Here is a 13,205-nt window from a genome sequence, read left to right as displayed (position 1 = left end):
GCCATGTCAACTGTTTATCAGTGAGCATGGCGAATTACTCACCGCAAAATAATGAAATTTTAAATTTCAGCAAATCAATAATGCGTTAACGCATAAGGTTATGCTCATTATGAAAAATCTATATAACATGCGCTAATGCTGCTCTATTGTTGTTTAATTTATAAACTGTACCTATAGTTGGTTACTGAACTTAAATGGATTCAATTTGACTTAGCTAGGATAGCGCCTTTCCTTTTTACTCGGCTGAATCTTCACGTTCGTAAAGTCTATTTAACATTGACGTCGATATTTGGAGAAAAAAATGAGCGATAAGCCGGTCTTAATTTTAATGCATGGCATTGGAATGCACACCTCTGACTCTTTTAAAGAAGACGTTGTTGAGTCAATTAACAATGCATTGGAAAGGTATCCAAGTTATAAAAAACTAAAAATTGAAAATGAATTGATCATCCATAGCATTAGTTATGACCATCTATTTGAAAAGATCCGCAAGGAAATTTCAAGCAGTAGTAAAACAGTTGAACACTTTATTAAAACTCAGCTGGCGGGTGTTGATACGCCTGACTTAATGAATAAATTGATAGGTATTGATGCCAACTTGGGGAGTGATACCTTTGAAAATACTCATGCCTTAGATGTTATCCTGTATTTGTCTATCTTTGGTGAAAGCGTTAGGGGCTTTGTTATCAAAGAGTTAGTGAGTATATTTGGTCAACACAGTGCAGGTACAACTTATCATTTTTTAACGCATTCTCTTGGCACGTCAGTAATGCATGACTCATTAAATAAACTCTTTCCTGATGAAAAACCGCTCGGTCAACCGCAAATATCTACTTATTGGAGTTTCGCTAATGTTAGCGATTTAGTCACGTGGGCTTCTGGTTTAACTTCACCTTATCAATCTATTGTTAAACCCGGTGTTGGCGGAATAATGAATGAATTTTATAATATCTATCATGAGTGCGACCCTATTGCTTTTGATCTATTTAGACGCTTCGATCCTAAAAATAATGGTAGTTGGATAAGTAAATCAGCGTTTGATAATGCATATCGAAAAATAGTTACTAAAGAATTTAGTCGCAAGAATACCCATTCAATTAAAGGGTACATTGAAGATCCAAAAGTATCTTATCCTTTACTTTATGCCTTTTTAGATGACTTCGACCCCAACTCAACTGAGCAAGCACAAGCTAATAAGGCATTTAAACATTATCAAGGAGAGCTAAATAAAATTAAACATTATCAACAAACAGGTGGCTTTACTGCTGACATTAAGGGATTAGTGGCAGCTATTACTGGTTTTATTAGATATTTCAAAGAGGATAAACAATGAAATATTTATTGATGGGTATTTTACTTGTCTTGATATCTTTATCTTCTTTTTCTGAAGAGCTTATTTGTCAAAAACACGACGCTACAAAAGGGACATTTTTTATTGATATGTATGAGGGGGTCGATGATATTTCTCTGAAAATATGTAATAAACTTCTCGATGGCTCAGAAGTCGATCAAGCGATGAATGCTTGGTTTATTAATTGGAAGGAAAAACTTTCTTTACATGTTAAACCACTAGAAAAAATTGGTGTCGACAGCTATTTTATCATTAACAATGCTTATAAATCGTTAACCACATTGTCGTACCCTAAAAATATTAATGCCTCAAAAAGCACCAAGACTGGAAAATATCATTTAAAGTACAACAATGATGAAATTGCAGTTTTAGATAATGCTGACTGTAAGGGGGCGGGACCAAAAAACTGTAAGATCCTCTTTGATAATTTGCATAAGGTAATTGTTGCTCCTTTTGAATCTTCTTATCAATATGCCAATTCAAAAGCAGGTATAAATATAGCTTTAAAGAACACTGCATGGTCAAATTATTTTGAAAATTCGCGTTCGCAAACTTTTATAGATTTAGCCATTAATACTTGGTATTACCAAGATAAATTAAAAGAAAACCGTTTAGTTCCACCCCCCAATAAACAGTACTTTGCCTTACATCCTTCTATTATTATGCATTACAGTGTCGATGCTGAACATGGCGAACAGATGAAAGAAGCACTTGCTATAGAATGGGCCGGGATTAATTATTGGCAGTTAAAGATACCTTTGGGACTATCAGTCGTCTCTACCTATGCAGATAGAGTTTCAGTTAAGTCGGTAACTCACGGGGTTATGTTTCACATAAACAATACTTATTCTTTTGGTTTAACGACTAACAGCGAGCAGCAGCATGGTATTTTTGTTACTTTAGATTTACTGAAATTATTCGAAGATAAAAAGTCTAACTACAAAAACTATCTTAACAATATAAAAGATCTGTAAATTTTAGCCTCGACACTAACGACTTTTATTGGTGATGAAGTCGTTAGTAATATTTAGGATTAACTTATTATTAATACGGCTGGAGATCAGATGATTTAGCAAAGTAAGTATAACACCCTGGCCGATAACCCAACTAGATGTACTACTCAAGGCTGAAAGAGAGTCTGCATATTTAAAATGTTCTAATTTAAAATAGACTCGTGTCGCAGTCATAAGAAAGAACACTACACCAAGAAATGGACCTAAACGTTTAAACCAGGAAGACACGTTTATCCTTAGTGCATTCATAAAGATAGCATGATAGTTTATTACATATTCACTAACTTAAGCATAGATTAAGGAAGGGAATATGTAATACAAATAACGCTAGCTTTTAATGGTGTTGGCTCATTATAGTTTAAGGATCAGCGAATAAAATGTTAATCAGGCCTTGGTGGCGAAAACTGACCATTTCTTCAGACCCCATTGTTATAATCGGTGGCGGTGCAGGAGGTTTAGAGCTTGCCACTAAACTCGGCAAGTATTTTCGAAAAACCAAACAGAAAGTTATTTTAATCGACCAAAATAGAAAACATGTTTGGAAACCACTTTTACATGAAGTCGCTTCAGGCTCACTTGACGCAGATATAGATTGTGTTGATTATTTATCTCATGGTGCGCGTAATGGTTTTTTGTTTCAGCTAGGTGTAGTTGATGGACTCAACCGAGAATCTAAGCATGTACTTTTAAAACAATTAAATGATCAAGACGGTGCTTTAATATTTCCTGCTCGCCAGGTTAAATACTCATTATTGGTATTTGCGTTAGGGTCTGTAACGAATGACTTTAATACGCTGGGAGCAAAGGAGTACTGTACATTTCTTGATACTTGTGAAAATGCAGAGCGATTCCATACTGAGTTACTTAATGCCTTTTTACGACTTAAAGGGGACGATACGCGCAGCAGTCTCAATATTGCCATTATTGGTGGTGGTGCTACAGGCGTAGAGCTTGCTGCAGAAATAGTAAAAACTTCTGAATTACTGAAAAATTATGGATATGACCATTTATCAAAAAAGAGTCTAGATATTCACATTGTAGAAGCTGGGCCTCGGATCCTTGCTGCACTTCCTGAACGTATAGCACAAAGTGCACAACAAGAACTAGAGGCGCTTGGTATCACCGTAAATACTAACACCGCGGTTACTGAAGTTACGCCCAACAGTGTAATAACAAAAGATGGCCGTGAAATCGCTAGCAGCATTACTGTTTGGGCGGCGGGCATAAAGGGACCTGATTTTATGCAAGCTATTGGCGGTTTGGAAAGTGCAAAGAACAACCAATTATTGGTTAATACATTCCTGCAAACTCCCTTAGACACCGATATATTTGCCCTTGGCGACTGCGCTTCATGCACGACATTAAAAGGGATAAAAGTTCCCCCTAGGGCGCAAGCAGCACATCAAATGGCATCGACTGTCTTTACCAATATTATTGCTAAATTAGCATTGAAACCCTTAGTCGCCTATGAATATATCGATTATGGTTCTTTGGTGTCATTGTCATCTTATACGGCAGTAGGCAGTCTAATGGGAAACATTAATCAACGCAGCATGTTCATCGAAGGTAAGTTGGCAAGACTGGTTTATATTGGGTTATACCGTATGCACCAAGTGACACTTTTTGGTGTGCTTAAAACCTTACTCATTGTCCTTGTTGGTAGGGTTAATAGAGCGTTAAGGCCTAACCTGAAATTACATTAACTGGTGGGTGGTGAAGATGATTGATAAAGATTTTCAGTATCTATAGGCTTTACACCTATTTATTACCGCCATGCACCAAAAAAAATATTATCCCATTGATCAATGGGGTTAAATAAGCAGATTAGAAATATTGTAGGATATTTAAAAATGACTTCAGCTCAAAAATTTTACTGGCAAGTTTTAACCCTAGGTAACATCAGTAGCTTTATCTTACTTTATACTATTGCTGGCTGGTTCCCTGGTTTTTTTGTGTTTTTTACCCTGACCTATTCAATAGTAGGTGCATATGATCTTACCCTAAGTAAACATACCTTAAATAGACTGTATCCGGTTCTTGCTTACTTTCGTTACTTCTTTGAATCAATACGAACAGAAGTTCAACAGTATTTTATTGCCAATAACACCGAAGAAATGCCTTTTAATCGCGAACAAAGAGATCTGGTTTATCGACGTGCAAAGTCGGTGACAGACACCATTCCCTTTGGCACTCAACGAGACTTAATGCAAACTAATTATCAAAGTATATGGCACTCGCTCGCACCAAAAACAATAAAGGATGAATCTAAGCATGTTACCGTCGGTGGGCGACAATGTTCAAAACCCTATAAAGCGTCAAGATTAAATATATCAGCAATGAGTTATGGCTCATTAAGTGCAGAAGCTATTGAAGCGATGAATCTAGGCGCAGGTGCAGGTGGCTTTTATCATAATACTGGCGAAGGTGGTGTTAGCCCTTATCATTTAAAACATGGTGGAGACTTGGTTTGGCAAATAGGTACGGGGCTTTTTGGCTGTCGAAATGAAGATGGCCGATTCAATCCTGAGATGTTTGCTAAAACAGCTCAATTAGCACAAGTAAAAATGATTGAAATAAAGTTGTCGCAGGGCGCTAAACCTGGTCATGGTGGCGTACTTCCTAAAGCTAAGATAACAGATGAAATCGCGCAAATCAGAGGTGTCAGTAAAGAAGAAGATTGTGTCTCTCCGGCGATTAACCCTGAATGCAATAGCCCATTTGAATTACTGTCATTTGTTAGCCAGCTTAGAGAGTTAAGTGGTGGCAAGCCCATTGGTATCAAAATTTGTGTTGGTAACCCGGCTGAATTTTTATGTCTTGGCAAAGCCATGTTGGAAAGTAACATCTACCTTGATTTTATTACGGTTGATGGCGCAGAAGGGGGCACAGGTGCTGCACCCGTGGAATTTAGTAACAGACTGGGTATGACCTGCTTGGAAGGAACCTATTTTGTTCATCAGGCACTTGTCGGATTAGGACTACGTAAACAGATACGGGTGATTTCAGCCGGTAAAACAGCTTCTGGTTTTGACATGCTTAACAAGGTTGCCTTCGGTGCTGATATTGTCAACGCGGCCCGAACATTTATGATGTCATTAGGCTGTATCCAATCTAGGCAATGTGACACCAATATGTGCCCAACGGGGGTCGCCACACAAGATAAGAATCGCTCTAAAGCCATCGATATAGAAGTAAAAGGTAAACGTGTAACCTCATTTCATCATCACACCCTAAATAGCTTCTTTGAATTATTGGGAAGCATGGGATTAGATGATGTCTCGCAGTTAACTTACAACATGATAAAACGTAGAACACCAAACGGCATGTTAGAATCTAATACCCACACAGTACCTGAACTGACTGATAGTCAGTTCAGGCAAGAAAATATTACTGGGATGTGGTTAACCTGGTGGAATCAAGCCTCTAGCGATACTTTTTATGTTAATGATATCGCGCCTTTGGTACCACCTGAATTAGCCGTTAAGCAAATTTTTTAATGATTACCTGAGCGTTGCGCAATACTCTTTGATTGTTATCTCTGAGGTTGAGAACCGTTTAATTATCAATGAATATTGACCACTAAAACTCCAATATCGTGGTTCATATTATGGGCCACGATATTAGAATAGAACGTCTTTTTCATTAATAAAATAGACGTTCGTATTGATAATTACCCTCATACTTTTAATAGTTAAAAGCGGCAAAAAGACTTTTTAGTGTTGATAAGTCAAGGAAAAGGGTAGCGGGGCACTAACGACCTACTTTACCTTTAACAAGTGGCTTAAAAGAAAGCACGCTATATTGCCCTTGGCTGTCATCTTTACCGTTGTTGAGTATTGGCGAGCGGTGAAGTTTATTAACGGTAAGGTAAATTTTATCATCGTCTCCGTAACTAAAACCATCAGGCCAGACAAGACGTTCATCTTTAAATAACACTTGGTAATCACCACTAGGTTTAACCACACCAATAGCGCCGTTAGTAATATCGGTGACATATATATTACCGCCACCATCGACAATAATACCATCAGAAATAGGCTTAGTACCGTAGCGTTGTACTTTTCCCTCGAGCTCTTTACTTGACAGACTTTCATTTATAATTGCGCTTGTGGCAACACGATATACCGATGTTCCCGACATAGAGCCAAAGTATAACCAGTCTTCATTTGGCTCAAGGGTAATTGGGTTTACACCCAAACGCGCAGCTTGCCCACCAATTTTCATTGTGCGACCTTCAATAACTATATCGATGTTTTCAGCACGAGTATAATGGCTGTCTTGCAGTATTCTTCGTGCGGCACCCGTTTTAAGGTTTACAGCAATAATTGCGGCTTGACTACCTTGTGCCGTGTCAGCAATATAGATATAGCCATTTTTATTATCAACGGCTAAGTCGTTTAGAAACGACGTATCTGTAATCGTTGGCTTTGCTAAATAAATAATTTTATCAAGCTGCTCACTTTTAGTATCCCAACCCACTAATCGCCCCGCATGATCAGGACCCGACGTATCTAGCATCCATAACACACCCTCGGCGGATACATTAATCCCCAGAACACCATAAAAACCTTTACCATTATTATAATTATATGCCCATTCTTCATTAGGATAAGGTTTTGTGGTGCCGTCTGGCATAAGCTCCATGATCTTTTGCTTCTGTCCATAAAATCCATGTATCGACAAAAACTTTCTTCCCGATGGCGTAATAGCAATGTTACCCGGTGGATGTTGTGCATCGAATGTAGCGACTGTGTGAAGGTCGCTGTTATTGGCTAAGGTAGTCACTGTAGTAAGTAATGCTATGCTATAAGCTATTACTGAAAGTAATTTTTTCATTTTTATACCTATTATTAAGTTGTTAATAATTATACTTAATCGTCTTAGATGAGTCTCTTATATTTGCAGGACTGCTTTTTAAAAACCTTCTAAGACAATTTTTCCAATCGATTGTCCTGATTCAAGTATTTTATGGGCCGCTCTTAGGTTTTTAGCGTTAATGGTTCCTAAGTTTTTAACGACCGTAGTTTGGATATATCCTTGGTCAATCAAGTCTGCAATTTTGTTAAGTAAGCGATGTTGCTCATCGATATCTGTTGTTTTGAACATTGAACGTGTAAACATAAACTCCCAGTGCAGTGACAAACTTTTAAATTTAAGTTTACTGATATCAAGCGACTTAGGATCGTCAATTAAGGCTATCTTTCCCATTGGAGCTAACAGTTCAACAAAGCTATCTAAATAGGAGTCAGTATGCGTTAAACTAGCAACGTGTGTTACTTGCCCTATAGCTAATTGTTCAATTTGTGCTACTAGTGATTTGGAGTGATCGATAACATAATCTGCCCCCAGTTTTTTTACCCATTTTGCAGAACTATCACGTGACGCCGTAGCAATGACAGTTGCGCCTGTTAGTGCACTTGCTAACTGAACTAAAATCGAACCGACACCTCCCGCCGCGCCAACAATTAAAATTATATCGTTTGATTTTTTCTTTATCTCAGGATGTTGTTGTTTGATTAATAAGCGTTCAAACAATAATTCCCAAGCAGTAATCGCGGTTAATGGTAATGCAGCGGCTTCGCCATCTGATAAACTTTTTGGCTTATGACCGACGATGCGCTCATCAACTAATTGATATTCGGCGTTACTTCCTTGGCGATTTAAATCTCCGGCATAAAAGACTTTATCCCCAGGTTTAAAGTGACTCACTGACTCACCTATGGCCACGACTTCACCAACAGCGTCCCAACCAAGTACTTTGTATTCATCGTTCTCTGCTGCAACATTTTGACGGATTTTGTAATCTACAGGGTTAACAGCGATAGACATAACCTGTACTAATAAGTCATGTCCTGAAGCTGTAGGTTGCGATAGTTCGATGTCTATTAATGATTTAGGATTACTGATCGGTAATGATTGTATGTAGCCAACTGCTTTCATGGTTTTTCTCCAAAGCTTTATAATTATTAATTACGGGGAGTTAACGTTAATTGTTATGGTGATTATAATGATATGACTTGATCGCTCAAATAGAAACAGCATAATGATAGATTCTTTATCAAATTATTTTTGACAATTATGCTATTAGAAGATCTTAATATTATCTTAAAAGTTGCCGAATTTCGCAGTATTACTGCAGCGGCAGAGAGTTTAGATATGCATACAGCAACAGCTAGTGCAGCAATAAAAAGGGTTGAACGTGCGCTTGGCGTTGATCTGTTTATACGAACGACTCGAAGCTTAAGGCTCTCTGTTGCAGGTGAAAGGTATATTCCAAATTGTCAGCAAGCATTGCAAATGCTTGACGTAGCTAAGCAAAATGTTAAAGATGATTTAGACATTATTGATGGTGAATTAAGGATTTCTATCCCCTCAGATTTAGGTCGGAATTTAGTATTACCTTGGCTTGATGAATTTATGGAAGAGCACACGGGGATCAGTGTTAAATTACATGTCAGTGATAGTAATATTGATTTCTATAGGGATCCCGTTGATATTGCCTTGCGCTATGGTTCACCAAATGATGCCAACCTTTACGGTTTTAAAATCTGTAATGTACCACGAGTTATTTGTGCAACACCTCAGTACCTAAAAGCGAATGGTATACCCAAGCATCCTAATGATTTGACCACGCATAACGGTCTTCTATATAAGTTACATGACATTGTTCATGATGTATGGGAATTCTCTTATAAAAGTGAGTTTATTAAAGTCAAAATGAAAAGTAATCGCGTTTCAAACGATGCTGACCTAGTCAGGCGTTGGTGTTTAGGTGGTAAAGGAATAGCTGTAAAATCTAGTTTAGATATGTCATATGACTTGCTGAGTAACCAACTTGTGACACTATTAACTGGCTTTGTCCCTAAGCCAACAGAATTATGGATTATTTGCCCAAGTAGACAGACCATTACTCCGGCAGTTCGCCTGCTTAGAGAACACTTAAAAATAAAGTGTAACTATGTTCTTACTCAACTTATAAACAAAGGTATTTTAGCTCAAGCGGATGTCTACTAATTGAGCATTTTATGTGATTTAAATGAGCGATTTTATTGGTTTTAAGTTTGATGGTAATCCTAAATGCTTTAGAGGCTAGTGACGACAATGTAGTATTCTTGTGTATAAATAGGTGAAATACCAACGGCAGTTATAAGTTTGCTGGAGAGATTTTTAGCTAAAAATAATTTCTTATGATTGGCAATAACGTCATCCGTCACTCAATTATATTAACATGACTTTAATGCCTGTTATTGACGTAATGAACTGAAAAGCTTAATGTCTTCTTTGACTAATGGGCTGTTAAGTATGGAATACATTTAACGTAATAAAAAGGACATCGATGAAACATCTTTTATTAACTATATTAACCACTACTTTAATCGTGCTTAGCGCTTGTGGCGGCGGTGCTGATAAAAAAGCACCAGAGATTAATATATTGCCACCGGTTGAAGAAGGCTTTACCTTACAGAATATTCGCTTTGATTCAAGAGATTATTATGAAGGAGAGCAGGTTACTGTTATAGAAGGTATTCGGTTTGAAGTTCAGTGGATATCACCGACTTCTGCAGCCTACAGAATAGATTTATACTTATCGATTAACGGCGACGTATATTCTGACGATAATAAAATAGCCGGGCTTAAATGTGGTAGCGCTTCTTTCTCACTCTGCCCAAACGCAACAGGTGAAGTTCAATGTGTAATTGATGACAACAGCTTATCTTGCTCTTTTGGAAACAAATCTGTAGGAAGCGAGTCTTTTCAAGATAATGACCTATCAAGCTTAAGGTTTATTATAAGAGGTTGTGATGCCCTCAGTAACTGTGATGTAAAAACGTTTAATTTGTCAGTACAAAATAATACGGGTAATTAAAATCAACGTTTATTAAAACCGCTCTCAAAGGTAGATATCAACAGGCAGAGAATAGATGTTTCACCTAACCAAAGCCCACCAATAACTGCCAGCAAGGCTACCATAGATGTCGTTTATCATAAAAAGGCTAATGCTACTTTTGTCTGCTTATCTGACAAACTAGGCATTATACTTAATAATTGCTTAAACAGTTTATAGTACCGACTTAATAGGTAACTCGCACGAAGTTGCCTATGATTGTTCACATATCATGAATAAACTCTTATAATACTCTGTGTATGGTTTTTAAGGGTTTTTAAGGGTTTTTATGTTTAAAGCAGTGTTAAGAATGTTTATTATAGCAATGATGCTTGTTGCCTTCGTTGGGCAAGCAATAAGCTTTAATACTGCTATGTCTTGTGAAACTTCAGAAAACGCTCTTTCTTTTGATACCAGCAAACAAGTAAAACATTACGGTTTAAGTAAAGTTAGTAAAGCTAACCCAGAAGACTGCTGTGGTATCGAATGTTGCGATGTTAATTGTACTTGTATTGTTAATGCATGTTCATCAACTGTATATTTTAATACTGTCGTTCACTCAGCTAAAATAACTATCTTAGCTGAAGCTTTTTATATGCAACAATTTGAGCAGCTTAAATCTATTTATCCTTTGCTCTATCGGCCTCCTATTTTTACCTCATAAAAACTTAGAATAACAAAGATTGTACAACTCATCACTTTTCAAGTTAATTAGTGCCCTTGTGCTGAATTATTATCAAGTAATACCTGAGGTAAAAATGTTTAAAATATCATTAAAAACGGCAGTAGCCATGCTGTTAATTCCTGCGTTTTCTTACGCAAATGAAAATAACAATGAAGATGAACACAACAAAGAACACCATGAACATAACGATAACAGAATTGAAAAAATTCAAGTAAGCGCTTCTCGTTTAGGTCGTATCGTTACTGAATCGGCAACACGAACCGAAATTATTAATGGGGAAGAAATACAAGAAAAAGCGCTAATGCGTCCAGGGAATATCTCTATGTTAGTGGCTGAAACGGGTGGCGTTAGAGTGCAAACCACCTCGCCTGCGTTAGGAAGTTCCAACATTCGACTGCAAGGAATGTATGGTCGTTACACACAGCTCTTAAGTGACGGTTTACCCTTGTACGGTGGTCAAACCGCTTCAATTGGCCTGTTGCAAATTCCACCTACAGACCTTGCAAATGTTGAAATAATTAAAGGGTCTGCTTCTTCACTTTATGGTGGCTCAGCACTTGGAGGGGTGATCAATCTAATTTCACGCACACCTTCAGATGTTTATGAGGGCGAAGTGTTACTTAATGCTACGTCTAAAAATGGTCAAGATATCACTTTATACTTTGCCGCTCCTTTAACTAGCGCTTTAAGTGCATCGATTACTGCTGGAGTTCATCATCAAGAAGAGCAAGACTTAGATAACGATGGCTGGATTGATTTGGCTGGCTACGAAAGGCATAGTGTCCGACCTCGTTTCTATTGGCAGCAAGATAATGGTGCAAACCTTTACGTTACCTTGGGTGCAATGAAAGAACAAAGGGATGGTGGTACTTTAGGTGACGTTACTTTACCTGATGGTAATAGTTTTCCTCAAATACAGGGTACGCTTAGAACTGATGTTGGCTTCATATATGACCGCCCATTGGGGCAGGTGATGACTATTAATGTCCGTGGCTCGGCAATGAAACAAGACCACGAGCATCAATTTGGTCCTGTTCAAGATGATGACAGCCATACAAGCAGCCTGATTGAGTCGAGTTTGTCAGGGTATTCGGATAAAGCGGCATGGCTAGTTGGCTTAGCGCTACAGTCTGAAAAGTTCGAATCTGATACCTTTTCTGAATTTAATTATTCCTATCAAGTGCCGGGACTATTTTCGCAACTAGATTATGAAGTCAGTGATGATATTTCTATGTCGCTTAGTGCACGTGCTGATTGGCATAATGAATACGGCACGCAAGTAAGCCCGCGAATTTCATTATTATACGGCCAAGAAAGCTGGTCGGTTAGAGGGGCATATGGGCAAGGTTTTTTCGCACCAAGTCCTTTTATTGAGGATATTGATGAAGCCGGTTTATCTCGTCTTGCGCCGCTAGAAAGTATTGATGAGGAGCGAGCATCTACCGCATCTATAGATTTTAGCTATGTGCTGGGCAGTGTAGAAACTAGCCTGACATTATTTGCGTCTGATATTGATAACGTTACTGAGTTAGCCGTGATTAATAGTGATGATGCTTCAAGAAAGCAAGTTCTTATCGTCAATGCTGCTGGCGAAAGTAACATTAACGGTGCTGAATTATTACTACGCTATCGCTGGCAAGATATTAAATTTACCGGTAGCTATCTATACATAGACGCCACTAAAGAAAGAGATCCGCAATTTGGCCGAGTACCCTTAGCGTTAACCCCTAAACATTCGGCTGGTCTTGTTGTAATGTGGGAAGAACATGGTAGTCATATGGTAGGATTTGAAGCTTACTATACGGGTACACAACAACTTGAAAACAACCCATATCGAGAGCGAAGCAGCCCTTATTGGCACTTAGGGCTGCTGGGTCAAATTACCATCGGACAAGTCAGTTTTTTTGTTAATGCTGAAAACTTGTTAAATGTGCGACAAACAAAGGATGACTCTTTAGTATTACCCGAACAAGCACCTAGCGGTCGATGGACAACCAACATTTGGTCAAGAAACGATGGTTTTACCGTTAATGCTGGTTTACGTTTTAAATTTGGCGGTTAAAATTATACTATATTAGTATAACGATTTGTTGGACTGACCATATTGTATTAAGTGTTTTTAGAGGGGATACCGGCAGTTTTAGCTATCCCCTGATTCGAAGAACGGGTGCTTTGGTGATCTTAAATGTGCTATTAAGGGCTTCTAGTGGCTAGCGTTTAGTTCTCATCGTCACCCTAAACCCTAAACCCTAAACCCTAAACCCTAAACCC

Annotated in this window: 10 protein-coding genes; 8 read left to right on the top strand and 2 right to left on the bottom strand. The window is 38.1% G+C overall.

Going from position 1 to position 13,205, the window contains the following annotated elements; all coding sequences use genetic code 11:
• Positions 1 to 301: 301 nt before the first annotated feature.
• The 4 genes from H4J67_RS17890 to H4J67_RS17875 all read left to right on the top strand — a co-directional run bounded on the left by H4J67_RS17890 (position 302) and on the right by H4J67_RS17875 (position 5,861).
• Positions 302 to 1,333, top strand: a complete 1,032-nt coding sequence (locus H4J67_RS17890) for a hypothetical protein (protein WP_182204553.1) — start codon at positions 302 to 304, stop codon at positions 1,331 to 1,333.
• Positions 1,330 to 2,325, top strand: a complete 996-nt coding sequence (locus H4J67_RS17885) for a hypothetical protein (protein ID WP_182175606.1) — start codon at positions 1,330 to 1,332, stop codon at positions 2,323 to 2,325. The genes H4J67_RS17890 and H4J67_RS17885 overlap by 4 nt, the downstream gene beginning before the upstream one ends.
• Positions 2,326 to 2,741: 416 nt before the next feature.
• Positions 2,742 to 4,067, top strand: a complete 1,326-nt coding sequence (locus H4J67_RS17880) for an NAD(P)/FAD-dependent oxidoreductase (RefSeq protein ID WP_182204551.1) — start codon at positions 2,742 to 2,744, stop codon at positions 4,065 to 4,067.
• Between the two features lie 147 nt (positions 4,068 to 4,214).
• On the top strand, positions 4,215 to 5,861 hold the full coding sequence (locus H4J67_RS17875) for an FMN-binding glutamate synthase family protein (RefSeq protein WP_182204549.1): 1,647 nt from the start codon (positions 4,215 to 4,217) through the stop codon (positions 5,859 to 5,861).
• A gap of 253 nt (positions 5,862 to 6,114) precedes the next feature.
• On the opposite strand, the gene H4J67_RS17870 is transcribed toward H4J67_RS17875, so the two are convergent.
• Together H4J67_RS17870 and H4J67_RS17865 are read right to left on the bottom strand one after the other, a co-directional pair.
• Entirely contained in the window at positions 6,115 to 7,200 is a 1,086-nt protein-coding gene (locus tag H4J67_RS17870) for an L-dopachrome tautomerase-related protein (RefSeq protein WP_182175609.1), read from the bottom strand.
• 78 nt (positions 7,201 to 7,278) lie between these two features.
• Entirely contained in the window at positions 7,279 to 8,304 is a 1,026-nt protein-coding gene (locus H4J67_RS17865) for a zinc-binding alcohol dehydrogenase family protein (RefSeq protein WP_182204547.1), read from the bottom strand.
• A 138-nt stretch (positions 8,305 to 8,442) separates the two neighbouring features.
• Here H4J67_RS17865 and H4J67_RS17860 point away from each other — a divergent pair, with 138 nt between their 5' ends.
• The 4 genes from H4J67_RS17860 to H4J67_RS17845 all read left to right on the top strand — a co-directional run bounded on the left by H4J67_RS17860 (position 8,443) and on the right by H4J67_RS17845 (position 12,996).
• Positions 8,443 to 9,378 carry a LysR family transcriptional regulator gene (locus H4J67_RS17860; protein WP_182175611.1) on the top strand — a complete coding sequence of 312 codons (936 nt, stop codon included), beginning with the start codon at positions 8,443 to 8,445 and terminating at the stop codon, positions 9,376 to 9,378.
• Between the two features lie 322 nt (positions 9,379 to 9,700).
• Positions 9,701 to 10,231 (top strand): hypothetical protein, encoded by a 531-nt coding sequence (locus H4J67_RS17855; protein WP_182204545.1) that lies wholly within the window; start codon positions 9,701 to 9,703, stop codon positions 10,229 to 10,231.
• 307 nt (positions 10,232 to 10,538) lie between these two features.
• Entirely contained in the window at positions 10,539 to 10,913 is a 375-nt protein-coding gene (locus H4J67_RS17850) for a hypothetical protein (protein WP_182204543.1), read from the top strand.
• 94 nt (positions 10,914 to 11,007) lie between these two features.
• Positions 11,008 to 12,996 carry a TonB-dependent siderophore receptor gene (locus H4J67_RS17845; protein WP_182204542.1) on the top strand — a complete coding sequence of 663 codons (1,989 nt, stop codon included), beginning with the start codon at positions 11,008 to 11,010 and terminating at the stop codon, positions 12,994 to 12,996.
• Positions 12,997 to 13,205 lie beyond the last annotated feature (209 nt).

It is taken from the genome of Colwellia sp. BRX10-4, assembly GCF_014077465.1.
In the GTDB taxonomy this organism is placed as follows: Bacteria; Pseudomonadota; Gammaproteobacteria; order Enterobacterales; family Alteromonadaceae; genus Colwellia_A.
Note: the sequence above shows the minus strand (reverse complement) of the source record. Positions and strands in the feature narration are given on the sequence as shown.